The organism is Rhizobium sp. NLR8a, assembly GCF_019685235.1.
GTDB lineage: Bacteria > Pseudomonadota > Alphaproteobacteria > Rhizobiales > Rhizobiaceae > Rhizobium.
Genome location: NZ_JABDWI010000005.1, coordinates 259075 through 283960, shown reverse-complemented (window position 1 = coordinate 283960; position 24886 = coordinate 259075). Strand labels below are relative to the sequence as shown.

At 62.3% G+C, this 24886-nt stretch carries 24 protein-coding genes and 1 tRNA gene; 7 read left to right on the top strand and 18 right to left on the bottom strand.

The features are described 5' to 3' along the window. Positions 1 to 146 precede the first annotated feature (146 nt). Both rlmH and rsfS read right to left on the bottom strand, forming a co-directional pair. Positions 147 to 629, bottom strand: coding sequence for a 23S rRNA (pseudouridine(1915)-N(3))-methyltransferase RlmH (rlmH, locus tag HJC04_RS11835; protein ID WP_221146260.1), 483 nt, complete (start codon positions 627 to 629; stop codon positions 147 to 149). Between the two features lie 117 nt (positions 630 to 746). Next, positions 747 to 1190: a ribosome silencing factor gene (gene rsfS / locus HJC04_RS11830; protein WP_064696433.1), complete on the bottom strand. Its 444-nt coding sequence runs from the start codon at positions 1188 to 1190 to the stop codon at positions 747 to 749. A 209-nt stretch (positions 1191 to 1399) separates the two neighbouring features. Between rsfS and HJC04_RS11825 the strand changes: the two genes are divergently transcribed. Then, positions 1400 to 1777 (top strand): winged helix-turn-helix domain-containing protein, encoded by a 378-nt coding sequence (locus HJC04_RS11825; RefSeq protein WP_221146259.1) that lies wholly within the window; start codon positions 1400 to 1402, stop codon positions 1775 to 1777. Here HJC04_RS11825 and modC read toward each other — a convergent pair whose 3' ends face one another. From modC to obgE, 7 genes are all read right to left on the bottom strand, one after another. Next, positions 1778 to 2845: a molybdenum ABC transporter ATP-binding protein gene (gene modC / locus HJC04_RS11820; RefSeq protein WP_221122896.1), complete on the bottom strand. Its 1068-nt coding sequence runs from the start codon at positions 2843 to 2845 to the stop codon at positions 1778 to 1780. It lies immediately after the preceding gene. Beyond that, positions 2842 to 3543 (bottom strand): molybdate ABC transporter permease subunit, encoded by a 702-nt coding sequence (modB, locus tag HJC04_RS11815; RefSeq protein WP_221122897.1) that lies wholly within the window; start codon positions 3541 to 3543, stop codon positions 2842 to 2844. The genes modC and modB overlap by 4 nt, the downstream gene beginning before the upstream one ends. A gap of 268 nt (positions 3544 to 3811) precedes the next feature. Further along, positions 3812 to 4603, bottom strand: coding sequence for a molybdate ABC transporter substrate-binding protein (gene modA / locus HJC04_RS11810; protein ID WP_221146258.1), 792 nt, complete (start codon positions 4601 to 4603; stop codon positions 3812 to 3814). A gap of 473 nt (positions 4604 to 5076) precedes the next feature. Beyond that, positions 5077 to 5679, bottom strand: coding sequence for a nicotinate-nucleotide adenylyltransferase (locus HJC04_RS11805; RefSeq protein WP_247241796.1), 603 nt, complete (start codon positions 5677 to 5679; stop codon positions 5077 to 5079). Between the two features lie 37 nt (positions 5680 to 5716). Further along, positions 5717 to 7000, bottom strand: a complete 1284-nt coding sequence (locus tag HJC04_RS11800) for a glutamate-5-semialdehyde dehydrogenase (protein WP_210632744.1) — start codon at positions 6998 to 7000, stop codon at positions 5717 to 5719. Next, positions 6993 to 8162, bottom strand: a complete 1170-nt coding sequence (gene proB / locus HJC04_RS11795; RefSeq protein WP_210632743.1) for a glutamate 5-kinase — start codon at positions 8160 to 8162, stop codon at positions 6993 to 6995. The genes HJC04_RS11800 and proB overlap by 8 nt, the downstream gene beginning before the upstream one ends. Continuing rightward, positions 8149 to 9237 carry a GTPase ObgE gene (gene obgE / locus HJC04_RS11790; protein WP_221122901.1) on the bottom strand — a complete coding sequence of 363 codons (1089 nt, stop codon included), beginning with the start codon at positions 9235 to 9237 and terminating at the stop codon, positions 8149 to 8151. Before obgE ends, proB begins: the two co-directional genes overlap by 14 nt. An 84-nt stretch (positions 9238 to 9321) precedes the next feature. Between obgE and HJC04_RS11785 the strand changes: the two genes are divergently transcribed. After that, complete coding sequence (locus tag HJC04_RS11785) at positions 9322 to 10188, top strand: endonuclease/exonuclease/phosphatase family protein (RefSeq protein ID WP_221146257.1); 867 nt, start codon at positions 9322 to 9324, stop codon at positions 10186 to 10188. Between the two features lie 95 nt (positions 10189 to 10283). Here the strand turns inward: HJC04_RS11785 and HJC04_RS11780 are convergent, their stop codons facing one another. The 4 genes from HJC04_RS11780 to rplU all read right to left on the bottom strand — a co-directional run bounded on the left by HJC04_RS11780 (position 10284) and on the right by rplU (position 12271). Further along, positions 10284 to 10871 (bottom strand): GNAT family N-acetyltransferase, encoded by a 588-nt coding sequence (locus tag HJC04_RS11780; RefSeq protein ID WP_210632740.1) that lies wholly within the window; start codon positions 10869 to 10871, stop codon positions 10284 to 10286. Further along, a complete protein-coding gene (locus HJC04_RS11775; RefSeq protein ID WP_210632739.1) occupies positions 10868 to 11524 on the bottom strand; it encodes a GNAT family N-acetyltransferase in 657 nt (218 codons plus the stop codon). The genes HJC04_RS11780 and HJC04_RS11775 overlap by 4 nt, the downstream gene beginning before the upstream one ends. A gap of 125 nt (positions 11525 to 11649) precedes the next feature. Next, entirely contained in the window at positions 11650 to 11919 is a 270-nt protein-coding gene (rpmA, locus tag HJC04_RS11770; RefSeq protein ID WP_004676172.1) for a 50S ribosomal protein L27, read from the bottom strand. A gap of 34 nt (positions 11920 to 11953) precedes the next feature. Then, the gene (rplU, locus tag HJC04_RS11765) at positions 11954 to 12271 is read right to left on the bottom strand and encodes a 50S ribosomal protein L21 (protein WP_007824851.1); all 318 of its coding nucleotides are present in this window, start codon (positions 12269 to 12271) and stop codon (positions 11954 to 11956) included. Positions 12272 to 12573: 302 nt separating this feature from the next. On the opposite strand from rplU, the gene HJC04_RS11760 reads away from it, so the two are divergent. Continuing rightward, a tRNA-Ser gene (locus HJC04_RS11760) sits at positions 12574 to 12663 on the top strand. A gap of 81 nt (positions 12664 to 12744) precedes the next feature. On the opposite strand, the gene HJC04_RS11755 is transcribed toward HJC04_RS11760, so the two are convergent. After that, positions 12745 to 13359 (bottom strand): TetR/AcrR family transcriptional regulator, encoded by a 615-nt coding sequence (locus tag HJC04_RS11755; protein WP_221146255.1) that lies wholly within the window; start codon positions 13357 to 13359, stop codon positions 12745 to 12747. Between the two features lie 96 nt (positions 13360 to 13455). Between HJC04_RS11755 and HJC04_RS11750 the strand changes: the two genes are divergently transcribed. The 4 genes from HJC04_RS11750 (at position 13456) to HJC04_RS11735 (ending at position 19258) form a co-directional block, all read left to right on the top strand. After that, on the top strand, positions 13456 to 14184 hold the full coding sequence (locus HJC04_RS11750; protein WP_210632737.1) for an NIPSNAP family protein: 729 nt from the start codon (positions 13456 to 13458) through the stop codon (positions 14182 to 14184). 232 nt (positions 14185 to 14416) lie between these two features. After that, entirely contained in the window at positions 14417 to 15853 is a 1437-nt protein-coding gene (locus HJC04_RS11745) for a M81 family metallopeptidase (RefSeq protein ID WP_221146253.1), read from the top strand. 37 nt (positions 15854 to 15890) lie between these two features. Beyond that, positions 15891 to 17675 carry a gamma-glutamyltransferase family protein gene (locus HJC04_RS11740; protein ID WP_221146252.1) on the top strand — a complete coding sequence of 595 codons (1785 nt, stop codon included), beginning with the start codon at positions 15891 to 15893 and terminating at the stop codon, positions 17673 to 17675. A gap of 248 nt (positions 17676 to 17923) precedes the next feature. Then, a complete protein-coding gene (locus HJC04_RS11735; protein WP_210632734.1) occupies positions 17924 to 19258 on the top strand; it encodes a glucoamylase family protein in 1335 nt (444 codons plus the stop codon). 35 nt (positions 19259 to 19293) lie between these two features. Here the strand turns inward: HJC04_RS11735 and HJC04_RS11730 are convergent, their stop codons facing one another. From HJC04_RS11730 to HJC04_RS11715, 4 genes are all read right to left on the bottom strand, one after another. Next, the gene (locus HJC04_RS11730) at positions 19294 to 20331 is read right to left on the bottom strand and encodes an ABC transporter ATP-binding protein (RefSeq protein ID WP_221146250.1); all 1038 of its coding nucleotides are present in this window, start codon (positions 20329 to 20331) and stop codon (positions 19294 to 19296) included. Further along, positions 20328 to 21995, bottom strand: coding sequence for an iron ABC transporter permease (locus HJC04_RS11725; RefSeq protein ID WP_221146241.1), 1668 nt, complete (start codon positions 21993 to 21995; stop codon positions 20328 to 20330). The genes HJC04_RS11730 and HJC04_RS11725 overlap by 4 nt, the downstream gene beginning before the upstream one ends. Positions 21996 to 22099: 104 nt before the next feature. Continuing rightward, entirely contained in the window at positions 22100 to 23122 is a 1023-nt protein-coding gene (locus HJC04_RS11720) for an iron ABC transporter substrate-binding protein (protein WP_221146238.1), read from the bottom strand. A 186-nt stretch (positions 23123 to 23308) separates the two neighbouring features. Beyond that, positions 23309 to 24847 carry an aldehyde dehydrogenase family protein gene (locus tag HJC04_RS11715; protein WP_221146236.1) on the bottom strand — a complete coding sequence of 513 codons (1539 nt, stop codon included), beginning with the start codon at positions 24845 to 24847 and terminating at the stop codon, positions 23309 to 23311. Between the last annotated feature and the right edge of the window lie 39 nt (positions 24848 to 24886).

The following is a 24886-nucleotide window of genomic DNA, read 5'->3' as shown; positions in this document are numbered from 1 at the left end:
TGTCCGGGCACTCTCTCAAATCGCGCGGAGACTAAGCTGATTTGGCACGCTTTGCCAGAAAGTTTGCAGGAGAAAGCCTGCCTGCGCAAAACACGGCTGCGTGACAATGCGGCGCGCAGCCAAAGCCATGGACCGAGCCTGAACCGTCAGACGCGGTGATAGGGGTGGCCGGACAAGATGGTGACGGCGCGGTAGAGCTGCTCGGCGATCAGCGTGCGCACGAGTTGGTGCGGCCAGGTCATTTTGCCGAGGCACAGTGTGGCGTCGGCCCGATCGTAAAGGGCGGGATCGAGGCCGTCGGCTCCGCCGATCGCAATCGTCAGCTCGCGTTTTCCCTGGTCACGATAGGTGCCGAGCAGGTTTGCGAAGGCTTGGCTGTCGAGCGCCTTGCCGCGTTCATCGAGAAGAATGAGAACACTGCCCTCGGCCAGCGATTTCAGCAGCATCGCCGCCTCTTCGCGCTTGCGGGTCTCCGCATTGGAGGCGCGGCTTTCGCCAACTTCGGTAATACGGGTGAATTCGAGGCCGACCGCAGAGCCGGCCTTGGCAAAACGATCGAGGTAACGGGCCACGAGATCCTTTTCGGGGCCGGACTTCAGCCGTCCCACCGCAAAAAGACCAATTCGCATTTCCCCGCTCCTGCTCGTGACGGCATTTCAGGCACACGATACACCGCCGCCGGCTTCGCATGTTTCCCGGCCAGTCAAATGCCGCATCTCAGGCGCCGGGCGATGCCGGCCTGCCTGTCAGTGCCGTGTTTCCTCATCCATATCCGGAGCCGCCCACATCTTTTCGATGTTGTAGAACTCGCGGATTTCGGGACGGAACACATGCACGATGATGTCACCGGTGTCGATCAGGATCCAGTCGCCGCCTTCCTGACCTTCGACGCGGGCCGTACCGAAGCCTTCGTCCTTGAGATCGGTGAGCAGGTGATCCGAAATCGCCAGGACATGCCTGTTCGAGCGACCGGAGACGACGATCATGTAGTCTCCAAGCGCCGATTTTCCGGCAATGTCGATGGTGACGATATCTTCAGCTTTGGAGTCCTCAAGGCTGGTGAGGACGGCTTCTAAGGCGCGGGCAGCGGCATCGGCGCCACGTTCCGCACTCTTCGGGACAACGGCGAGCGTTTTTCCCTTGGCGTGTACTGTTGTCAGTTTTTTCCCTTTCCTGGAATGACAAACCATGCACAACACGAGATCCGATCACGACCGGATCATGGTTAAGATAGGCATCAATCCATTAATGTTTCAAGACGTGCTAAGGTACAGAGCCGCCGAAAATCCGATCTGGCGTCCGAATTGAAGAATATTGCCGCTCGGGCTGCTTGTGCGGTCGGTGTACAGTTTCCGTGCCGCGGCGTAAAGTGCCGCAAATTCCTCGATTTTTCGATTCAATGACCGACCCCGCCGCAAAAACACCTGTTCCCGTCCTGCGAATCAGCTTCCCGAATGAGCATCGTCTCGGTCACGGCAAGATGGAGCTGCTGGAGCATATCCGCGCGACCGGATCGATCTCGGCGGCCGGGCGGGCGATGGACATGTCCTATCGCCGAGCATGGCTGCTTGTCAGCGAGATGAACCGGATGTTCTCAGAACAGGTGGTGGAGCCGCAACGCGGCGGGCAGAAGGGCGGCGGCGCGGCATTGACACCGTTCGGCGAAGAATTGCTCGCGCGTTTTCGCCGGATGGAAAAGACGGTGCGGGAGAGCCTTGCCAAGGATCTCGCCTGGCTCGAAGCCAAGCGCAACCTGCTGCCTGGCGAGCACGGTTGATCAGCCTTCCAGGGCAACCGTCTTGATGATGGCGAAGACGGTCTTGCCAGGCCGGAGATCGAGGCGCTCGCAGGATAGTGCGGTGATACGCGAAAGAATGGCGTTGCCGCCGCAATCGATCCGGATTTCGACCGTTCCGTCCTCGCCAGACGATATCGCCTCGATCCTGCCTTCGAGAATGTTCAGCGCGCTGAGGCCCTCGGGCCTGGCGGTCGCCAGCATGACGTCGCGCGACGGAATGCGGATGCGCACCGGTCTGCCGGGCGGAAGCACTCCGCTCGGAATATGCAGTTGGGAGGATTTCAGAGCGACGGTCGACAGGCGGTGACGCGCATCGAAGCTTTCGACGGTGCCTTCGAGCAGCGCGCCGGCCTCTTTCCGGTCGGCGGCCGCTGAGGGACGGCTCAATATGTCGACGGCCGGGCCGGTCGTTTCCACCTTGCCGTCGCTGAGGACGACGACCTGATTTGCGAGTCGTGCCACCTCGGCGATCGCATGGCTGACATAGACGATCGGAATTTCGGTTTCATCACGCAACCGCTCGAGATATGGCAGGATCTCGGCCTTGCGTGCCTCGTCGAGGGCGGCGAGCGGCTCGTCCATCAAGAGCAGGCGGGGTGAGGAGAGAAGGGCACGCCCGATCGCGACGCGCTGTTTTTCGCCGCCGGAAAGTTTTGCCGGGCTGCGTTCCAACAGCGGCTCGATGCCGAGCAGGTCGATAATATGATCGAAGCTCTCACGGCGTGCCGCCTTTGGGGCAAACCAGCGGCCGTAGGAAAGATTGGCTCGGACGCTCAAATGCGGAAACAGCCGTGCCTCCTGGAAGACATAACCGAAACGGCGGCGGTGTTTCGGGACGAAGATGCCAGCTGTCGTTTCGGTGAGGCGCTCGCCGTCAAGCACGACGCGACCTTCATCCGGCCGGGCGAGACCGGCGATGATGCGGATCAGTGAGGTCTTGCCGGAGCCGGAGCGGCCGAACAATACGGTTACACCGCCTTCGGAGGTAAAGGCGGCGTCGAGCGCGAACGCGCCGAGCCTTTGTTTTGCCTCGACAATCAGCGTCATTCCGGATCAATCCTTCGGCCGGCGAGACGAGCAAGGAACTCCGAGGCAAGCAGAGCGGCCATGGAAATGGCGACAGCGACCAGCGTCAGTCGCAGCGCGCCGGCATCACCGCCCGGCAATTGGGTGAAGGTGTAGATTGCTGCCGGCAGCGTCTGGGTCTCGCCCGGGATGTTGGAGACGAAGGTGATCGTCGCGCCGAACTCGCCCATCGCCTTGGCGAAGGAGAGGATCATGCCGACGATGATGCCCGGGAGCGTCAACGGCAGGGTGATCGTCAGGAAAACCCAGGCAGGGCCGGCGCCGAGCGTTCCGGCCGCCTCTTCCAGCTTGCGGTCGACCGCTTCGATCGACAGGCGAATGCTGCGAACCATCAGCGGAAAGGCCATGACGGCACAGGCAAGTGCGGCGCCCGTCCAGCGGAAGGAGAAGATGATGCCGAAATAATGGTCGAGCAGGCTGCCGATCGGGCCGCGGCGACCGAAGAGGATGAGAAGAAGAAAACCGGTGACGACGGGCGGCAGGATCAGCGGCAGGTGAACGATGCCGTTCAGCAACGACTTGCCCCAGAAGCGGCCGCGGGCCAAGAGCAAGGCAACGAGAATGCCGAAGGGCAGGCTCGCCAGCATTGCGACGATCGAGACGCGCAGGCTGAGCAGGATTGCCGTCCATTCCTCGTCGCTCAAGCCGAATATGTTCAACTGCGGTCGTCTCCCTGGAAAATCAGACATCATTCGACGCCTGCCCTTCATCTGCCTGCCGGCACCTTCTCCCGCTCGCTGGGCGAAGGGGAATGGCCGCAACCTCTCCGTTCCTCGCCAGCCTCTCGCATGGCACGTCCCCTCGCCCCGTTTACGGGGAGAGGGTTAGGGTGAGGGGCAGCCGCGGCTTGGTGCCTAACCTGCTGTACATCAACCGATTGCAGATGCTCGGGACAAGCCCGAGCATGACGAAACATTAGTTGGCCGACTATTTCAGAATAGTGAAACCCTGCGCCGTGAGGAAAGCGGCTGCCTTGTCCGACTTCAGGAAGTCGAGATAGGCCGCTGCATCCGGGTTCTTGCTCTCGGCAAGAATTGCGACCGGATAGATGATCGGCGGGTGGGCGTCGGCCGGGAAGGTGCCGACGATCGCGACACCCTTATCGGCGGCCGCGTCGGTCTGGTAGACGATGCCGTAAGGCGCTTCGCCGCGGGAGACGAGGGCGAGGGCGGCGCGCACGCTTTCGGCGCCGGCGACCTTGGATTCGACCGATGCCCAGACACCGAGTTTTTCCAGCGCGGCCATGCCGTATTTGCCTGCTGGGACCGATTTCGGCTCACCCATGGCAAGCCTGCCGTCACCGAGCAAAGCGGCGAGATCGAAACCCTGTTTGATCTCGACCGGCTTTGCCTTGTCCTTTTCGGCCACGAGCACGAGCCGGTTTCCGAGCAGGTCCGAACGGCTGTCGGCTTTGATCAGCTTCCTCTCCGCGAGATAATCCATCCAATCGCGATCCGCCGAAATGAAGATATCGGCCGGGGCGGCGTTTTCGATCTGCTTGGCAAGTGCCCCGCTCGCCGCATAGGAGGCGACGGCTTCTTTGCCGCTCTCACTGGTCCAGGCGGCATTGGCGGCGTCGAGCGCGTTCTTCAGACTCGCCGCGGCAAAGACGGTCAGTTTTTCAGCGGCTGCGGCCGGCGCCGGCAGTGCTGCCGCGCCGAACCAAAGAGCCGCGATCGCGGCGGTTGCCAGTTTCGTCCATTGGCGGCGGTTCCGCATGCTTTCACTCCCCAGGATTCGAAATATTTCGACGAATATAACGATGCTCACTGTCTGGCTAGGGATATATTCAGAAAAACATAACCGTATCGACTGCCAATCGGCCTTACCTATTCAGGAGGTGCATGGCTTTCTGAGAACAAGACGTCCGCAGGCTGCAATCAACGGCGAATGGCGATCGGTCAGACAGAGTAACCGCAGGGCAAAGCGGCTGTACTGCAGGGCTTGCCGATTAAAGCGGCAGCTTTCGTTACCCGCAGTGTTGCATCGGTCGCATTGCTGCATTGCACAAAATGATATTCACCTACCGGCTGAATATGGTACAACACACCCATCGAAACGGCTTTCTCCTCCTCCCATAGCCGTTCGACAGGATCGGCAACACTCCTCCTCCCAAGTTGTCGGTCGAGTTTATAAGCCCGACGGATCTCCTCCCCCGTCGGGCTTTCTCGTTTCCGGGATTTTTCTGAAATTCAGCTACCGACCGGGACCGGCAAAGCGCCGTTGCGGATTGCCGTCGAGCTCAGGCCGGAGCGTGGCCCGTGGATGAAGGTCCAGGCTGGCGCCCGCTTCTTCCAGAGAACACGTGCGTCGTCTTCGTCGATGCGGGCGAAATCGAAGGTCCGCGTCATTTTCGAAGAGAGGTAGGAGAGCGTCGCTCCCGGCCGGTCGATCACCGCGATCGGGAAGGTGCGGGCGATCTCCTGCCATTTCTGCCATTTGTGAAATGTCTGCAGGCTATCGGCGCCCATGATCCAGATGAAATGCACATGGGGATTGCGAGCCTTGACGCGGGCCAGCGTATTGGCGGTGTAGCTGACGCCGAGCGCCTGCTCGAAAGCCGTGACCTTGATGCGCGGATCGGCGGCGACACGCTCGCTTTCGGCAATGCGCTCGGCAAGCGGCGCAAGAAGATTGCGGCTTTTCAGCGGGTTGCCGGGGGTCACCATCCACCAGAGCTGGTCGAGACCGAGCCGCTTGATGGCGATTTCGGCGACAAGTGCATGGCCCTCATGCGGCGGATTGAACGACCCGCCGAACAGGCCGACGACCATGCCGCGCTCGCTGTGCGGCATGCGGAGATAACGTCGGTCCAGCTTATCCGTCGTCACGTCAGGGTCGGGTCTGGCCGGCACCGCGCACCCGGTATTTGAAGGAGGTCAGTTGTTCGACGCCGACGGGGCCACGGGCATGCATCTTGCCGGTGGCGATGCCGATTTCCGCGCCCATGCCGAACTCGCCGCCGTCGGCGAACTGGGTCGAGGCATTGTGCAGCAGGATCGCCGAATCGACTTCGGTGAAGAAACGCTCGACCACGCCGGGGTCTTCGGCGATGACGGCCTCGGTATGGTTCGAGGAATATTTCTGGATATGGGCGATCGCCCCCGATATGCCGTCGACCACAGCGACTGAGATGATCGCGTCGAGATATTCGGTCGACCAGTCCTCCTCCGTCGCGGGCTTGAGGCCGGGCGCAACCTTCAGCACCGCCGCCGAAGCGCGGATCTCGCAGCCGACGTCAGTCAGCACCTCAAGCAGTGGCGTCAGATGCGTGCCGACCGCTGCAGCATCAACGAGCAGCGTCTCGGCCGCCCCGCAGATGCCGGTACGGCGCATCTTGGCGTTGACGACGATCTTCTTCGCCATCTCGAGATCGGCCGAGCCATCGACATAGATGTGGCACAGGCCTTCGAGATGCGCGAACACCGGCACCCGGGCCTCGTTCTGGACACGGGCCACCAGGCTCTTGCCGCCACGCGGCACGATGACGTCGATTGCCCCATCCAGGCCGCGCAGCATGGCGCCGACGGCGGCGCGGTCGGTGACCGGAACGAGCTGGATCGCATGCTCCGGAAGTCCCGCCGCCTTCAGGCCCTCGACCATGCAGGCGTGTATAGCCTGCGATGAACGGCGCGAATCCGAGCCGCAGCGCAGGATGACCGCATTGCCCGCCTTCAGGCAGAGCGCCCCGGCATCGGCGGTAACGTTCGGCCGGCTTTCGAAGATCACGCCAATGACGCCGAGCGGCGTGCGGACACGTTCGATCTTCAGGCCGTTCGGTCTGTCCCAGGCCGCGATGACTTCTCCGACCGGATCGGCAAGGGCGGCGATCGCACGGATTCCCTCGGCCATCTCGGCAATGCGCTTGTCGTTCAGCGTCAGCCGGTCGACGAAGGAGGCAAGCGTTTCGCTGCCTTCGATGTCCTTCAGGTCCTTGGCGTTTCCGGCCAGGATATGCGCCTTGTTCGCCAGGATCGCGTCGGCCATGGCGTTCAGGGCCTTGTTCTTCGCCTCGGCGGAGGCAAAGCCCAACGGTCGCGCGGCAGCCTTCGCCTTGCGGCCGATGTCATTCATCAGCACGTCAATGTCAGGGCCCGGCGCAACGGTATCAAGCATAGCTCGCGTCCTTCTTCTGCCTTTCCGATCTCGACCGGATCTGCGCGGTCATCACCATATCGTCGCGATGGACCATGGCAGCCCGTCCGGCATAACCGAGGATGGCTTCGATCTCCGCCGATTTGCGGCCGGCAATGCGGCGGGCGTCCTCGGCATCGTAGCTTGCCAGGCCGCGGGCGATCTCGCGGCCTGAAGGGCCGATGATCGCCACGGTGTCGCCGCGGCTGAAGAGGCCGGAAACGCTGCGCACGCCGGCGGGAAGCAGGCTCTTGCCGGCGCCGAGCGCCGTGACGGCGCCCTCATCGACATGCAGTTCGCCTGCCGGCTGCAATTGTCCGGCGATCCAGGTCTTGCGGGCGGTGACGGGCGTTCCGGAGGGGGCGAACCAGGAGGAGCGCGCGCCGTTTTCGATCGCCGACAGCGGGCTGTCGGTCTTGCCCGAGGCGATGATCATGGCGCAGCCCGAGGTGGTGGCGATCTTGCCGGCATCGATCTTGGTGCGCATGCCGCCGCGCGATAGCTCGGAGGCGGCGCCGCCGGCCATCGCCTCGATCTCCGGGGTGATTTCGGCAATCGTCTCCAGGAAACTCGCATTCGGATCGAGATGCGGCGGGGCGGTGTAGAGGCCGTCAATATCGGAGAGTAGGATGAGCAGGTCGGCGCCGGTCATCGTCGCCACGCGGGCGGCCAGCCGGTCGTTGTCTCCATAGCGGATTTCGCTGGTCGCGACCGTGTCGTTTTCGTTGATGATCGGCACGGCGCCGATCTTCAGCAACTGATTGATGGTGGCGCGCGCATTGAGATAGCGGCGGCGTTCCTCGGTATCGCCGAGCGTCAGCAGGATCTGGCCGGCAACGATCTCGTCGCGCGACAGGCTCTCCGACCAGGCGCGCGCCAGTGCGATCTGGCCGACGGCGGCGGCGGCCTGGCTTTCTTCCAGCTTCAGCGCGCCCGAGGGCAGGTCGAGCACCGAGCGGCCGAGCGCGATGGCCCCTGATGACACGACGAGCACGTCGATACCCTTGGCCTTCAGGCCAGATATATCGGCGCACATGGCATCCAGCCACGCCTTCTTCAGCCCGGCCTTGCGATCGACCAGCAGGGCAGAACCGATTTTGATGACGATGCGGCGGTAGCGGCCGAGCGGCTTACGGCTGGTCATCGACCCCATCCTCGTCCTTGCCCTCTTCTCCGACGACCATGTCGCGATGCCGGAGTTTCGGCGCCTTGGCCGGTTTCTCCTCGGTATTATTCTCGACGATGATGTCGCGCAGTGCACGCAGAACCTCGGTCATGCCCCTGCCTGTCACAGCCGAGATCTGGAAGGGGGTCTTGCCGCAGGCCTTGGCCAATTCCTTCGTCTTCTTCTTCAGTTCGGCCTCATCGAGAACGTCGATCTGCGACAGCGCCACGATCTCGGCCTTGTCGGCCAGATCGTTGCCATAGGCTTCGAGTTCATGTTTGACCGTCTTGTAGGCCTTGCCGACCTTTTCTTCCTGGGCGGAGACGAGGTGGAGCAGCACGCGGGTGCGCTCGACGTGGCCGAGAAAACGGTCGCCGATGCCGACACCTTCATGGGCGCCTTCGATCAGGCCCGGAATATCGGCAAGAATGAACTCCCGCTCGTCGACCGTGGCAACGCCGAGATTCGGATGCAGGGTAGTGAAGGGATAGTTGGCGATCTTCGGCCGGGCGCGGGTAACCGATGCCAGGAAGGTCGACTTGCCGGCATTGGGCAGGCCGACAAGGCCGGCATCGGCGATCAGCTTCAGCCGCAGCCAGAGGGTTTTTTCCTCGCCGGGCAGGCCGGGATTGGCCCAGTCGGGCGCCTGATTGACCGAGGTTTTGAAATGGGCATTGCCGAAGCCGCCATTGCCGCCATGGGCGAGACAGTAGCGCTGGCCTTCCTCGGTCAGGTCGCAGATCAGCGTTTCCCGGTCTTCCTCGAAGATCTGGGTTCCCACGGGAACCTTGAGCGTCACGTCGCTGCCGTTGGCGCCGGTGCGGTTGCGGCCCATGCCATGGGTGCCGATGGTCGCCTTGAAATGCTGCTGATAGCGGAAATCGATCAGCGTGTTGAGGCCGTTGACGGCCTCGACCCAGACGTCGCCGCCGCGTCCGCCGTCACCGCCATCGGGGCCGCCGAACTCGATGAATTTCTCGCGCCGGAAGGAAACGCTGCCCGCGCCACCATCCCCGGATCGGATATAGACCTTTGCTTCGTCGAGAAATTTCATTTTACTTCCAATATTCCGTGGCAGTTGGACGGCCCGTCTTGGCCCATTCGATATAGGCGGTTCCGACGGAGGTCAAAGATTATCGTGAATTTTGTGAGCTATAACATACAGTACGGCTTCGGTCTCGACGGCCGATACGATCTCAAGCGCATTGCCCGGAGCCTCGAAGGCGCCGATGTCATCGCGCTGCAGGAGGTGACCCGCGGCTTCTGGCGCAACGGTTTTGCCGACATGGTGGCTGATATCGCAGCCTTCTTTCCCGACCATTTCTGGGCGTATGGGCCGGCCTGCGACGTCCATATCGACGGGGGCGAAGGCGGTCTGCAGCCGGTACGAGGCACGCGTTTTCAGTTCGGCAATATGGTGCTGTTGCGCTGGCCGATCCTGTCGACGCGGACTCTGCTTCTGCCGCGCAGCCGAACCATCGCCAAGATCAACCTGCAGCGCGGCGCAACCGAGGCGCTAATCGCCATCCCGGGCGGCGCGATCCGCGTCTACTCCGTCCATCTCGACCATGTCTCGGCCGACGAGCGCATTCGCCAGCTGCAATTCTTGAACGTGCACATCAACGCATTCGTCCAGGAGGGCGGATCGCTGACGGGGGGTGGCGAGCTTGATCTGCCGGAGCTGCCGCTGCCCGAGGACTATATGATCATGGGCGATTTCAACATGGAGCCGGAATCGCCGGAATATTGTGCGCTTGCCGGCGCCGGCGGCGGATATTACGGCCGTGTCGCCAGGATCGGCACGCCGGTCGATGCCTTTGCGGCGCTCAAGGCTTACGGGCCTGAGAGCTACAGCTGGATGGATCCCGAAGATCACGGCAAACGCATGCATCTCGATTATTGCTTCGTCAGTTGCGGCCTGGGCGGCCGGTTGAAATCCGCGCGGATCGATACGCAATCCCTCGGCTCCGATCATTTTCCTGTGTGGGTCGAGATCGGCGATTGACGAAGACGCCGCCGAGCCGGCGGCGCCTCCTTTTTCGACTTCTGAGAGCATGATGTTGTCCGAAAACCGCTCACACTTTTCGGCATAATGCCGGGTTACGCAACCTTGCGCGGCTGCAGCGCGCCCGGCTGCAGCACGGTTTCGATGTGCGACACCATGGTGTTGCGGGCGAAACAATAGATTTCGCCGCAACCCGTCATGCGGAACCCGAGCTTCTCCTGCAGCCGCAGCGAAGCGGGGTTGTCGGCGAAGACACCGGAATGGACAGGCGTCTCCGGCATGCGGCGCGAGAAGCGCTCGATGATCGCCGCCACCGCCTCGCTCATATAGCCGCGCCGCCAGTAGTAGCGGTTCAGCCAGTAGCCGAGATGCCAGCGGCCGTGGCGCAGCTCGATCGAGACGGTGCCGATATGGACATCGTCCTTGCCTGTTATCGCGAGCGACCAGTCCGGCAGGGTGCCTGACGTGACCGGCATCAGCCAGTCCAGCGCATCCTGCCGGTCGAACGGCGCGGGCACGCGGGAAAGCATGCGCGTCACCGCGAAATCGGAGAGCGATTCCGCGATGGCGGGCGCATCGCTCAGCCGGTGGGGGCGGAGCGTCAGCCGAGTGGTCGGGATGACCGGCGCGGGGCCGGGCATCATCGACCTGGTGTCCGGCCTTTGCAGTGCCGACGTGCTCATGCGATGTTCCCCCAGCTTCGGAGTGACATCCAGGTCTTGCGGTCGAGCCTGTACCATTCCACAGGCACGTTGCTGCCGAGCGCCAGCGAGGCAGCAAGCCCCGAACCCTGGAACTGGAAACCGCACTTCTGGATGACACGCCGCGAGGCGACGTTCATCACCCGGCAGCGGGCGTCGATCTGGTCGACGTCCTGACGGGTTCTGAACACCATGTCGACGAGGGCGTGGCAGGCCTCGGTGGTGTAGCCCTGGTTCCAATAGGGCTCACCCAGCCAGTAACCGATCTCGACGGTCTTGCCGTCGGTATGCGGTTCGACGCCGCAGCATCCCATGAATGCGCCGTTTTCGGCTTTGGTGATCGCATAGACGCACTTGCCGATCTCGCCATTTCGCGAACGCCAAACAAAGTCGGCGGCATCATTGGCGGTATAGGGGTGCGGCATACGCGATACCATGGTGGCGACTTTGGCGTTATTGGCGAGATGGGCAAGGGCGTCGATGTCTTCTTCGTGGGGCGCGCGCATGACGAGCCTTTCCGATAACAAGACAGGGCAATCGGTCCTTAACCGCTCCGGCCTCAGCCGTTCCTTGGAAGACCGCTGGTCTTCCGGGGAAGACCGTGATTGGTCTACCCTTATCAATTCGCCTTGCATGTTCAGTCCTCCTGTTTGGACAAAGAAAAAGGGGAGATGGCGCCCCATCTCCCCTGTTTTCTGGACTGGACCTGGTACGGCCAGCCGGGTCGATGAGACGCCGGCTGTTTTTGAGCGCTACCGGCTTATTCCGCTGCTTCCGCTTTCGGCATGACAGACACGTAGACGCGACCGTTGGCCTTCGTTCGGTAGTCCACATTGCCGGCGGTAAGTGCAAAGATCGTGTGATCCTTGCCGAGGCCGACGTTGGAACCGGGATGCCACTGCGTACCGCGCTGACGCACGATGATGTTGCCTGCGATGACGGCTTCGCCGCCGAACTTCTTCACGCCAAGGCGCTTGGATTCGGAATCGCGACCGTTGCGCGAGGAACCGCCAGCTTTTTTATGTGCCATTGGAGTTCTCCTTTAAACCTGAAACCCGTTGATCTTACTTGGCAGCCACGATGTCCGTGATACGGACGACCGTGTGATGCTGACGATGGCCGCGCGAACGCTTCGAATTCTGACGACGGCGCTTCTTGAAGGCGATGACCTTCTTGCCGCGGGTCTGGTCGACGACTTCCGCCTTGACGGAGGCGCCGGCTACGAAGGGCGCACCGATCGCCGCGTCGGCGCCTTCGCCGATCACGAGGACTTCGGTGAATTCAATGGAGTCGCCAGCGGATGCTTCAAGCTTCTCGATGGTCAGCACGTCGTTGGCTGCCACACGGTACTGCTTACCGCCGGTCTTGATGACTGCGAACATTTTTTATCCTTTCATGTTCGTTCCGGCGCTCCCCGCAAATAGCAGGTGGCCGTCTTTTTATCAGTCGAAGTTAAGCAGGGATTTCAGGGAACTGGCCCGGAACTCTGGTCTGCCGGTGAAACCCCGCGCGAGCGCGAGGCGGGCAAGGGGCGGACTACTCCACTCCTATTGCGGATGCGGGATACGCGAGTGACAGAAAGGTGTCAAGGCAAAAGGATGGAAAAGCTTGAGATTTCGGCTTGCCAACCTGTCATATGCCCGTTATGAGAACGCCCGCGCCGAACAAGCGCCGACCAGACCGCGGAGAGGTGGCAGAGTGGTCGAATGCACCGCACTCGAAATGCGGCATACCTGCAAGGGTATCGTGGGTTCAAATCCCACCCTCTCCGCCACTCATTTTCTGTCCATGTCGGCTTCGCAGGTCTGATTTTTCAGGCGAAATCGGCGCGACTCTCCCCGATCCCATTTGTCGGTCAAGGCCGGCGGTAGTTCGCCGCCAGCAGTGTCGCCATTTCGGCGCGGCAGTCGCGGAGCGGGCCGACATCCTGGCTTGCCTTTGCCATCGTCATGGCGCCGGAATAGGCGGCAATGACAAGCGTTGCGATTGTCCGCGGATGGAGCCCGATGGCGCGCTTTTCCTCCAGATCTGCCGCAAACTTGGCGAAGAGCGCTTTGTGCCAGTCTCCGAACACGGCACTGACAAGTGCGCGCATCTCTGCGTCGTGTTGGGAAACTTCCATTGCCATATTATTCAGCGGGCAACCGGAGACCCGGTCCTTTTGTGTCAGTTCACCGATGATGGCTTCAAAAATCAGGTCTATGGCCGTTGGCGCATCGGCGCATGTGCGCAGCGGTTCGATCCATGTCTGCCGAACGGCGGCAGCGACGCGATCGCGGATGACTGCAAGCCCGAGGTCACGCTTTGCAGGAAAATGATGCGCCAGTGCGCCGCCGGACACGGAGGCCCGCTCGCGCAGTTCCAGCATGCCTGTTGCGAGATAACCCTGCGTGACAAAGGCGTCATAGGCGGCATCGATGATCCTGCGGCGCACGCCCTCGGGATCATTGTTTCTTTTGGTTTCGATCATGGCGTCTCAATTCAGTCGGCGTGCATTCTAGCAGCTTGACAAAACAGGTCAATTGTCCTGTGATAAAAACAGGATGATCGACCTGTCAGGAAAACTATGGACCCTCACCTCATATTCGAGCTTCGCCGCTACCGGCTCCTTCCCGAGCGCAGAGAGAGGTTGATTCGCCTGTTTGATCGCGAGTTCGTTGAGCCCCAGGAGGCGTTGGGCATCCGCGTCGACGGGGAGTTTCGCGATCTCGGCGATCCCGATTGCTTTGTGTGGGTGCGCTCCTTCAAGAACATGGAGGCCAGAACGGATGCGCTCGCATCCTTTTATTCGGGCCCCGTCTGGAAGGAGCATGGACCGGCCGCGAACGCGACGATGCTGAATTCGGACAATGTCCTGCTGCTGAAGCCGGCGGCCGGTGTGCTTCCATTTGCGCATAACCTGCCGAGGCAGAAAGAGGCGGAGCGCGCGGAAGCACAAGGGCTGATCGCCGTGAACATCTGCTCGCTCGCACCCGGAACGGGAGAAGATTTCTCGGAATTTTTCCGCGCCAGGGCGATGCCGGCCATGCTGGCGGCCGGTGCGCGGATCGAGGCGGTGTTCATGACCGAGCGAAGCAGGAACGGTTTCCCGCGCCTGCCGGTTCGCGAGGGGGAAACGGTGTTCGTCTGGTTTGAAGCGCACGCGGATCAAAGCGGTGCAGCCGCCTACCAGCAGCGGCTGCGGCAGAATCCGATCTGGACGGCGGAGATTTATCCATGGATGGACAGCCGGTGCTGGCGGAGTATCGATGTCGCACTGTTGACGCCGACGTCGCGGTCGCTTTGCGCCTGGTGAGCGATCTTGCCCGCACGCCGACGCAGTTCCTTCCAAGGGCAGTCATCGAACACTTATCTCATGATCGACCCGGGTCGATTTTGTCATGTAGTGCGGTTGATCGGTTTATTTTGCGAACTATCATCAGCACCGGATAACGGCGGCACACCTGCAGAAACCGCCTGTGTCTTCACCTTGATCTCATCGCCACCCATACCGACCTGATCGCCCCTACTTTCAACCGAGGTTTCCCATGCGCATTGCCGTCGGTGGCATCCATATCGAATGCAGCACATACAATCCCGTTCTGAATGAGGAAAAGGACTTTCGGGTGTTGCGGGGGGAGGGGCTGCTGGAATCGCCCTATTTCGCTTTTCTGAAGGATTATGATGCCGAGTTCCTGCCGACGATCCATGCCCGCGCCATTTCCGGCGGGCCGGTTTCGCGCGCCACCTATGAAGGCTTCAAGCGCGAATTTCTCGAGCGGCTGAAGCCGCTGCTGCCGCTTGACGGTCTCTATCTTGCCATGCACGGCGCCATGTATGTCGAAGGCATGGAGGATGCCGAAGGCGACTGGATCAGTGCTGCCCGCGCACTGGTCGGCGAGGAATGCACCGTCTCGGCAAGCTACGACCTGCACGGCAACGTCACCCAGCGCATCATCGACGCGCTCGACATTTACTCCACCTATCGCACGGCGCCGCATATCGATGTCGAGGAGACGATGCGCCGCTCGGTCTCCATGCTGGTCAAGAGCTTGAAAACCGGCGTCAGGCCGTTCGTTCTCTGGGCGCCGATCCCGGTTGTCCTGCCCGGCGAGCGCACCAGCACGGTCGATGAGCCGGCAAAGAGCCTCTATGCCAGGCTGCCCGAGATCGATGTCATGGCCGGCGTCTGGGACGCATCGCTGATGGTCGGTTATGTCTGGGCCGACGAACCGCGCGCCACGGCCGCCGCTATCATGACCGGCACCGACCGTGCCGTGCTCGAGCGTGAGGCAAGGAGGCTCGCCAAGGCCTATTGGGATGCCCGCGAAGACTTCGTCTTCGGCTGCGAGACCGGTTCCGTCGAGGAATGCGTCGCGAAAGCGATCGCCAGCCCGACCGCGCCTGTCGTGCTCGCCGAATCCGGCGACAACCCGACCGGCGGTGGCGTCGGCGACCGGGCCGATGTCCTGGCCGAGTTGATCGCCAAGGGTGCTGACGGCGTCGTCTTTGCCGGAATCGCCGACAAGGCGGCGACTGAGGCCTGTTATGCCGCAGGTGTCGGTGCGCAGCTTGTCTTGAGCGTCGGCGCCTCGCTCGATTCCAAGGGCAGCAGGCCAGTCAATGCCCGATTCACCGTCAAATTCCTGCATGAGACCCGCGACCCCGCCGATCGGCAGGCAGTCGTTTCGATCGGCGGCATCGATCTCGTGCTCTCGGCCAAACGGCGGCCCTACCACAATATCGCCGATTTCACCCGGCTCGGCCTCGACCCGCATGGCGCCAGGATCATCGTCGTCAAATCGGGCTATCTCTCGCCGGAACTTGCGCCGATTGCCAACCCGAACCTGATGGCGCTGTCGGAGGGCGTGGTCGATCAGTTCGTCGAGCGCCTGCCGCGGCTGCGCAAGCAGCATCCGACCTACCCCTTCGACAAGGAATTTGCCTTCGAGCCGAAAGTCTTCCGTTCCGCACGCGCGCGCTAGCCCGATCCTAGGCATGGTCCCCAGAAGGACAGCTGACATGACCGCATTCACGACCCGTCCCGAAATCCTCGGCACCTTCGGCGTCGTCACCTCGACGCACTGGATCGGCTCCGCTGTCGGCATGAGCATTCTCGAAAAGGGCGGCAATGCATTCGACGCCGCAATAGCGACGGGTTTCGTGCTGCAGGTCGTCGAGCCGCATCTGTGCGGGCCGGGCGGCGATCTGCCGGCGGTGATCTATTCGAAGAAAAAGGACAAGGTCGAAGTCATCTGTGCGCAAGGCCCCGCACCGGCCGGCGCCACGATCGAGCACTATACTGCGGAAGGCCTGACGCTGATCCCCGGCGACGGCCTGCTCGCAACGGTCATTCCCGGCGCCTTCGACGGTTGGATGCTGATGCTGCGCGATTACGGCACGATGAGCGTGCGCGACGTGCTGGAACCGGCGATCTACTACGCGAAGCATGGCCATCCCCTGCTGCCGCGCGTCTCGGCCACCATTAAGGGGCTGGCGACTTTCTTCGAGAAGGAATGGCCGACCTCTTACCAAACCTGGCTGCCTGGTGGCCGCGTGCCCGAGGCGCATGCGAACTTCCGCAATCCGGTGCTTGCTGCGACCTGGAAGCGCGTCATTGCCGAGGCCGAGGCGAAAAGCGGGCGGGAGGCGCAGGTGGAAGCGGCGCGCAACGCCTTTTATCGCGGCTTCATCGCCGAGAAGATCGATGAGTATATTAAGACCGCCGAGGTGATGGATGCGAGCGGAAGCCGCCACAGGGGCGTGCTGACGGCAGACGATATGGCGAACTGGTCGGCGACGGTCGAGGCGCCGCTGACCTATGATTATCACGGCTGGACGATTGCCAAGACAGGTCCGTGGGGTCAGGGGCCTGTCTTCCTGCAGACCCTGTCGATCCTGAAGGGCTTCGACCTCGCCGCATTGAGACCGGATGGCGCCGATTTCGTTCATACCGTCGTCGAGGCGATGAAACTCGCCTTTGCCGACCGCGAGGTTTATTACGGCGACCCGAATTTTTCCGAGATCCCTGTCGCGCATCTGCTGTCGGAGAGCTACGCTGCCGAACGCCGCAAACTCGTCGGTGCGGATGCCTCCTTGGATCTTCGCCCCGCCATCTTTCCGGGTTTTGAAGCGCAGCATGACCTGACGATGAAGATGCTCGGCGCCGATTCGCAGACCGGCGCCGTCTACGAGCCGACCATGGCGCATCTGTCCGAAAAGCGCGGCGACACCGTGCATATCGACGTGATCGACCGTGACGGCAACATGGTCTCCGTCACGCCGTCCGGCGGCTGGCTGCAGTCTTCGCCAACCGTGCCCGGCGTCGGCTTCTGCCTCAATTCCCGCGCGCAGATGTTCTGGCTGAAGCCAGGCTTGCCGACATCGCTTGCTCCGGGAAAACGGCCGCGTACGACGCTGACGCCTTCCCTCGGCCTCTATGAAGGCCGCCCGACCCTTGCCTTCGGCACGCCGGGCGGCGACCAGCAGGAGCAATGGCAGCTTTCCTTCTTCCTGCGGCATATCCATCACCAGCTGAACCTGCAGGCGGTGATCGATCAGCCGCTCTTTCATACCGCTCATTTTCCGAGCTCCTTCTATCCGCGCAGCCGCGAACCCGGCAGCCTGATAGCGGAAGAGAGTTTCGGTCCGGATGTGCTCGCCGCGCTCGCCCGAAAGGGCCACAAGCTGACGATCACCGATCCTTGGACGATCGGCCGGCTGACGGCCGCACGACGCGATGCCGACGGGCTGATGCGCGCCGCAGCCACCCCGCGCCTGATGCAGGCCTATGCGGTCGGACGATAGCGGCCGCTTCCCGCAGCGCCCGCTGGCAACAAGTGTCGCCTGGGATAGACTGTGCCGGTGCGGTGCGCGGCGATGCTTTTGCTGCACCGCTTATATGACTTATGCTAGATATTATTTCACCGATAATTGTTAACGACCGATCACCTCCGTTTGTGCTCTCTTATCCCTACGAATCAAAAAGGTTTGATTTGCCCGGAGATGACGACCATGTTCAAGCATGGGGCGATGCAACAGTTGGGTGGGTGCCTATGCTGCAACGGATTGAAGACATTGATGCGGCCCTTATCGACAGGTTGCAGCATTCGGCATTCAAGTACTTCCTGAAATATTCCAATCCCGAAAATGGCCTGGTGGCTGATACCTCGATCGGCGGCGTGCCGGCAAGCATCGCGGCCGTCGGTTTTGCCCTTTCCTCCTATCCGGTTGCCGTCGAGCGTTGCTGGATCGGCCGCAAGGAAGCAGCCGAGCGCACGGTCAATACGCTGCGTTTCTTCGCCGAGGCGCGCCAGGGCGAAGAGCGCCATGCGACCGGCCATCGCGGCTTCTTTTATCATTTTCTCCAGATGGATAGCGGAAATCGCGCCTGGAACAGCGAGCTTTCGACCATCGATACCGCGCTGCTTATCGCCGGCGTGCTGACAGCAGCGCAATATTTCAATCGCGAAGACGACGAGACAGAGACGGAAATCCGTGAACTCGCAACCTTCATCTACGAACGGGTCGACTGGCGCTGGGCGCTGAACAAGGGCGACACGATTTCCATGGGCTGGAAGCCTTCGTCGGGCTTCCTGCGCTGGCGCTATCACGGTTTCGACGAGGCGATCATTCTTTATGCGCTGGCACTCGCCTCGCCGACGCATCCCGTTCCGCAGTCGAGCTACGACGCCTTCACATCCAGCTATTCCTGGATGACGTTCGGTGACCAGCCGTATCTCTATGCCGGACCGCTTTTCATTCATCTCTTCTCGCATGCCTGGATCGATTTCCGCGGCATCCAGGACAGACCGATGATGGAGCGCAACTGGGACTACTTCCGCAATACCCAGATCGTCATCAACATGCAGCGCGACTATGCCGAGCGCAATCCTGGCGGTTTCGTCGGCTACAACAGGAATGTCTGGGGCTTTACCGCCTGCGACGGCCCACCGCCGACCCGGCGCATGCGTGGCGGCCGGCAGCCGAAGGTCCTGGGTTATGCCGCGCGCGGCGCGCCGCTCGGGCCCGATGACGGCACGATCGCGCCATGGGCAGCACTCGCCTGCCTGCCCTACGACCGGCAGGCAGCCCTCGACGGCACCAAGGCGCTGCTGACCACCTATCCGAACCTGCTGTTGGAAGGCGGTTTCCCCGGCGGCTTCAATCCGACCGTACAGACAAAACGTCCGGAGGGCTGGGTCGACGACCGCACCGTCGGCATCGACCAGGGTCTTGTCGTCATGACCGTCGAAAACGCGCGTTCCGATTTCATCTGGAAGCTGATGCGGCAATCGCCGGTCATCCGCCTCGGGCTCGAGCGCGCCGGCTTTACCGGCGGCTGGCTCGAGGGCGTCGAGCCGCAAGAGTTGATGCGTAAAGTCGGTTAGCGCGCAACCCGGGTCGATTTCCGAAAAGGATTATCTCAGCGCTCGAAAACGTGCGCCTTGCCCGATATATCCAGGCGAACGAGATCGCCTGGCGAGGGAAGGGCGACACTCGAGGTCTTGATCCGGATCGGCGGCAGGGCAACGCCATCGAGCGAGACGGCGACCGTGCAGACCGCGCCACCGAATTCCACCTCGACAACCCGTCCGCCGTAGTCGCGATCGCTTTCATCGGCAATGACGCGGATCTGCTCGGGCCGCAGCATGATTTCCGCCTTGCCCTGGCGGCTGCCTTCGACGGCGACATGGCCGAGGGCGCAGTCGGCAAGGCCGTTGCGGATGATGGCCGGAAGCAGTACGGCATCGCCGAGGAACAGTGCCGTCTCGCGGTCCCTGGGATGCAGATACAGGGTTTGCGGCGTTCCCGCCTGGATCAGCCGCCCTTCCCTCAGGACCGCGACCTGATCGGCAAAACTCAGTGCCTCTTCCTGATCGTGCGTCACGAGAACGGCGGTAATGCCGGCCGCCTGCAGCACGCGCGCGACAGCCTTGCGCATGTTTTCACGCAAGCCGGTGTCGAGCGCCGAGAATGGTTCGTCGAGCAGCATCAGCCGCGGCTTGCGGCCGAGCGCGCGGGCGAGCGCCACGCGCTGCTGCTGACCGCCGGAAAGCTGGTGCGGGCGGCGCGCCAGCATGCCGCGGTCGAGCTCGACCATATCGAGCAGTTCGGCGATGCGCCGCTCACGATCGGCAGCACCCCGTTCGAAGCCGAAGCCGATATTTTCAGCCACGCTCAAGTGTGGAAACAGCGCGCCATCCTGCGAGACGATGCCGATGCCCCGCTTGTGAGCCGGCATCGCCGCGGGGCCATCGGCCAACACGTCGCCGTCCAGGGTCACCCTGCCGGTGTCGGCCAGCTCGAAGCCGGCGATGATGCGCAGCAGCGTCGTCTTGCCCGAGCCGGATGGCCCGATGACGGCGGTGCGGCTGCCGGCCTGGACATCGAGCGAAATATCCTTCAGCGCCTGGACGGGCCCGTAGCGCTTGCTGATGTTTTCGATCGTAAGCAGCGTCATTGGCCGGCGGTCCGTTTCGATTGCGTATAAAGCGTCAGGGTGAGCGGCAGCGACAGCACGACCATCATGAAGGCGTAAGGGGCGGCCGAGACATAATCGATCTCGCTCGTCAGCGACCAGAATTTCGTCGCCAGCGTATCGACGCCGTTGGGCGAGAGCATCAGCGTCGCCGTGAGTTCATTGGTGATGCCAAGTGCGGTCAAGGCAACGCTGGCAGCGGCTCCCGGTGCGGCAAGCCGCATGGTGATCTGCCGCACCGCCTGCGCGGGGGTGCGGCCGAGGCCCATCGCGGCCCGTTCCAGCTCCACTGGCGCCTGAGCGATGCTGGCGCGTAAGCCGACCATGGCGCGGGGCAGGAAAAGCATCACATAGGCGACGAGCAGCGTTGCGAAGGTCTGATAGAGCGGCAGCACGAGACGCACGGTGATCGTCACCAGCGCCAGCGCCACGACGACGCCAGGCAGCGAGCCGACATAATAGTGGCAGGCTTCGAGCACGCGCTGGAAGCGGCCGGGCGCGCGCACGGAAAGCCAGGCCATGGGGGCTGCGGCAACCGTCGCCAGCACGCCGCCGGCAAGAGCGAGCGCCATCGTCTGCAGGAAAGCAGTGCCGACGTCGATGCGCCAGATCTCGCTGCCGCCGAGATAGAGCCAGCGGCCGAGCGTCATCAACGGCACGCCGAGCGCCAGCACCGCCAGGACGACAGGCAGCAGGATGGCCGGCACCACGAACCAGCCAAGACGCCGGCGATCGGCCGGACGCGGCGAGCCGGGGCCGACGCGGGCATAACGTTCGTTGCCGCGCAGCAGCACTTCGAGACCGAGCAGGAAAAGGCAGCAGGCGACGAGCACGCCGCCGAGCATGTTGGAGGCCGGGCTGTTGTAGGAGGATTGGAACTGGTCGACGATCGCGGTTGCGAAAGTATCGAACCGGATCATGACGAACAGGCCGTATTCCGACAGCAGATGCAGCGCAATCAGCAGCGAGCCGCCGCAAATGGCAAACCTCAACTGCGGCAGCACGGTGCGGAAGAAGACGCGCCAGGGATCGAGGCCAAGGGAGGCGGCGGTATCTTCGATGGCCGGATCGAGACGGCGCAGCGCTGCGGCGACCGGCAGATAAAGGAATGGATAGTAGGCGACAACAGAAACGAAGACGCCGCTCTCAAGGCCGCGCATGCCGGGAATGAGGCTGACCCAGGCGTAGCTGTGCACGAAGGCTGGCACTGCGAGCGGCGCGACTGCCAGCCAGGCCCACAGTCTGGCGAACGGAATATCCGTTCGTTCGGTCAGCCAGGCAAGCGTCACGGCCAGCGCGATCGACAGCGGAATGGTCGCCGATTCCAGGAGAACCGTATTGATGAGGAGTTCGCCGACACGTGGCCGGAAGACGAGCGTTTTCACCGTTTCCCAGCCGACATCGTAAGTGATCCAGCCGATGAAGCCGAGCGGCACGAGACTGAAGATCGCGATGACGGTCGCGAGAAGCATCACCGGCGCGTGCGGCATGCGCCGGCGCGGCAATAGCATTCGCGCGGCCTTCGGCGCGACCGGCGCCCTGTTGCCGGCTACGAAAAATCTGTTGTCCTGCAGCAAGGCCGATGCCTTCATACGCTGAAAAAGGAAGGCAACCGCCTTGGAAAGACAGTTGCCCGATCCCGTCATGCCCTAAGGTTTTCTTGAGCCAAAAGCAATAGTTTTGGCTACTGCAGGCCTGCGGCAGAAAGCCCGAAGCATTCCCCGCTTGAGTGCTGCGACACGCAGAAAGCCTAGATCAGACCTGCCGCCGTCATCAGTTCCACGACCTTCTTGCTGTCCAGCGTCGAGGCTTCGACCTTCGGAGCATTGAGATCGGCAAGCGGAACGAGCTTGTCGTTGGAAAGGGAATCCTTGCCGACGGCATATTCATAGGAGGTGCCGTTCTTGAGAATCGCCTGGCCCGCCTTGCTGGTGACGAATTTCAGGAAAGCCTGCGCTTCCTTCATGTGCTGCGTGGACTTCAGGACGCCACCGCCCGACACGCTGATGAAAGCGCCCGGATCCTGGTTCTTGAAGTAATGCATGCCGACATTCTTGCTGTTCTCGCCCGTCTTCGCCTGGTCGCCGAACCAGTAGTAGTGATAGATGACAGCGCCTTCGACTTCACCTGAATTGACCGCCTTCATGGCAACGCTGTTGCCCTTATAGGGCGTCGCATTGTCTTTGAGACCCTTCAGCCATGCCTTGGTGGTGTCTTCGCCTTTCAACTGCAGCAGGGCAGCGACGATAGCCTGGAAGTCGGCGCCGGCCGGCGCTGCACCCCAGCGGCCCTTCCAGGCGGGATCGGCGAGGTCGAGCAGCGACTTCGGCAACTTGTCTTCGCTGAGCTTGGTCTTATCATAGGCAAAAACCGTCGTGCGGGCGGCAATGCCGGTCCACATGCCGTCGGCCGGACGATACTGCTCCGGGACCTGATCCAGCGTCTCCTTTTCGACCGGGGCGAAGAGCCCGGCGCCGTCGACCAGCGTCATGGCCGGCGAATTCTCAGTCAGGAAAACGTCCGCCGGGGATGCGTCGCCTTCCTGAATGATCTGATTGGCGAACTGCATGTCGCCGCCCTGGCGCATGCTGACCTTGATGCCGGTCTCCTTGGTGAAGGCATCGATCCATTCGCGGCCCAGGCTTTCGTGCTGCGCATTGTATACGACCAGACCCTCATCCTGCGCATTGGCGCTGCCTGCGAGCGCGGTGGCGGAGAGGAACGACGCGGCGAGCGCCAGCACGTGGGAAAAACGGTTAAAAGCAATAGTCATGATGGCCTCCATGGCAATGTCACCCTGCGGGTAAGAGGCGTATATTTTTCTTGACTGTCTATTTCAAGTTTCTTCGCCGAGAAAAAAGCATCACAATATCTTGACCTGATATTGCAGATCGCGTCGGAATAAATATCGATCGAGCCAAAGAAGGCGACGCTCGGCGTCGCCTTCTCGCAACAATGGCTATTCGACGTCGAATTTGACGCCCTGCGCAAGCGGCAGCGTGCTGCCGTAATTGATCGTGTTAGTGGCGCGGCGCATATAGGCCTTCCAGGCATCGGAGCCGGATTCGCGTCCGCCGCCGGTCTCCTTTTCACCGCCGAAGGCACCGCCGATTTCGGCGCCCGAAGGCCCGAGGTTGACGTTGGCAATGCCGCAATCCGAGCCCCGCGCGGAGACGAAGGTTTCCGCCTCGCGCATGTCGTTGGTGAAGATCGACGACGACAACCCCTGCGGCACGGCATTGTGGAGCGCCAGCACCGTGTCGAAATCGCTGTATTTCATCACATAGAGAATGGGCGCGAAGGTCTCGTGCTCGACCGGACCGGTCTGTTCGGGCATTTCGACGAGCGCCGGGCGAACGTAGAAGGCATCGGCCGAACCATTGTCGACGCGTTCGCCGCCGGTCACCTTGCCGCCGGCCGATGCCGCCTCGCCAAGGGCTGCCTGCATCTTCTCGAAGGCCTGGCCGTCGATCAGCGGTCCCACAAGTGTGCCTGTTTCGAGCGGATTGCCGATGGTGACGGAGCCGTAGGCCTTCTGCAAGCGCGGCACAAGCTGGTCGTAGACGCTTTCATGGACGAAGAGACGGCGCAGCGTCGTGCAGCGCTGGCCGGCCGTTCCCATGGCGGAGAAGGCGACGCCGCGCAGCGTCAGGTCGAGATCGGCGCTCGGGCAGACGATGGCGGCATTGTTGCCTCCGAGTTCGAGAATAGCGCGGGCAAAACGCTGCGACAGGCGCGGACCGACGGCGCGGCCCATCGCCGTCGAGCCGGTGGCGGAAACGAGCGGGATCTTCGGATGGTCGACCAGCACCTCGCCGACCTCACGGCCGCCGATGATCAGGGTCGACAGATTGGCGGGCGCCTTGCCGCCCTCGGCGACGAAGCGCTTCAGCGCCTTTTCGAACAGCGCCTGCACGGCAAGCGCGGTCAACGGTGTCTTTTCCGACGGTTTCCAGACCGTGGAATTGCCGCAGACCATCGCCAGCGCCGCATTCCAAGACCAGACGGCGACCGGGAAGTTGAAGGCGGAAATGATGCCGATCGCGCCGAGCGGGTGCCAGCTTTCCATCATCCGGTGTTCGGAGCGCTCGGTAGCGATCGTCAGGCCATAGAGCTGACGCGACAGACCGACGGCGAAATCGCAGATGTCGATCATCTCCTGAACCTCGCCGAGGCCTTCGGAGGTGATCTTGCCGACTTCGATCGAGACAAGACGGCCGAGCGCCGTCTTGGCGCTGCGCAGCTCCTCGCCGAGCAGGCGGATCAACTCGCCGCGCTTCGGCGCCGGCACGGAACGCCATTCGAGGAAAGCCTTGTGCGCCTCTTCGATCGCCGCTTTCGTTTCGGAAACGGAATGTTCTCTGAGCTTGCCGATCTCCTTGCCGGTGACCGGCGAGGAGACAGACAGCGTGCCGCCCTGATAGCGGCCGGCGTCGACGCCGAGTTCGGCGAGCAGCTTGGCGGTTTCGGTGGCGAGATCGAGGACGGCGATGGTCATTGTGGTGTTTCCAATCTTATTGTTCTCAGAAGCGCTTGT

Coding starts and splice junctions, on each gene's coding strand:
- rlmH (WP_221146260.1), bottom strand. CDS start 629: ATGCGAATTGGTCTTTTTGCGGTGGGACGGCTGAAGTCCGGCCCCGAA.
- rsfS (WP_064696433.1), bottom strand. CDS start 1,190: ATGGTTTGTCATTCCAGGAAAGGGAAAAAACTGACAACAGTACACGCC.
- HJC04_RS11825 (WP_221146259.1), top strand. CDS start 1,400: ATGACCGACCCCGCCGCAAAAACACCTGTTCCCGTCCTGCGAATCAGC.
- modC (WP_221122896.1), bottom strand. CDS start 2,845: ATGACGCTGATTGTCGAGGCAAAACAAAGGCTCGGCGCGTTCGCGCTC.
- modA (WP_221146258.1), bottom strand. CDS start 4,603: ATGCGGAACCGCCGCCAATGGACGAAACTGGCAACCGCCGCGATCGCG.
- HJC04_RS11805 (WP_247241796.1), bottom strand. CDS start 5,679: ATGCCGCACAGCGAGCGCGGCATGGTCGTCGGCCTGTTCGGCGGGTCG.
- HJC04_RS11800 (WP_210632744.1), bottom strand. CDS start 7,000: ATGCTTGATACCGTTGCGCCGGGCCCTGACATTGACGTGCTGATGAAT.
- proB (WP_210632743.1), bottom strand. CDS start 8,162: ATGACCAGCCGTAAGCCGCTCGGCCGCTACCGCCGCATCGTCATCAAA.
- obgE (WP_221122901.1), bottom strand. CDS start 9,237: ATGAAATTTCTCGACGAAGCAAAGGTCTATATCCGATCCGGGGATGGT.
- HJC04_RS11780 (WP_210632740.1), bottom strand. CDS start 10,871: ATGAGCACGTCGGCACTGCAAAGGCCGGACACCAGGTCGATGATGCCC.
- HJC04_RS11775 (WP_210632739.1), bottom strand. CDS start 11,524: ATGCAAGGCGAATTGATAAGGGTAGACCAATCACGGTCTTCCCCGGAA.
- rpmA (WP_004676172.1), bottom strand. CDS start 11,919: ATGGCACATAAAAAAGCTGGCGGTTCCTCGCGCAACGGTCGCGATTCC.
- rplU (WP_007824851.1), bottom strand. CDS start 12,271: ATGTTCGCAGTCATCAAGACCGGCGGTAAGCAGTACCGTGTGGCAGCC.
- HJC04_RS11755 (WP_221146255.1), bottom strand. CDS start 13,359: ATGATCGAAACCAAAAGAAACAATGATCCCGAGGGCGTGCGCCGCAGG.
- HJC04_RS11750 (WP_210632737.1), top strand. CDS start 13,456: ATGGACCCTCACCTCATATTCGAGCTTCGCCGCTACCGGCTCCTTCCC.
- HJC04_RS11745 (WP_221146253.1), top strand. CDS start 14,417: ATGCGCATTGCCGTCGGTGGCATCCATATCGAATGCAGCACATACAAT.
- HJC04_RS11740 (WP_221146252.1), top strand. CDS start 15,891: ATGACCGCATTCACGACCCGTCCCGAAATCCTCGGCACCTTCGGCGTC.
- HJC04_RS11735 (WP_210632734.1), top strand. CDS start 17,924: ATGCTGCAACGGATTGAAGACATTGATGCGGCCCTTATCGACAGGTTG.
- HJC04_RS11730 (WP_221146250.1), bottom strand. CDS start 20,331: ATGACGCTGCTTACGATCGAAAACATCAGCAAGCGCTACGGGCCCGTC.
- HJC04_RS11725 (WP_221146241.1), bottom strand. CDS start 21,995: ATGACGGGATCGGGCAACTGTCTTTCCAAGGCGGTTGCCTTCCTTTTT.
- HJC04_RS11720 (WP_221146238.1), bottom strand. CDS start 23,122: ATGACTATTGCTTTTAACCGTTTTTCCCACGTGCTGGCGCTCGCCGCG.
- HJC04_RS11715 (WP_221146236.1), bottom strand. CDS start 24,847: ATGACCATCGCCGTCCTCGATCTCGCCACCGAAACCGCCAAGCTGCTC.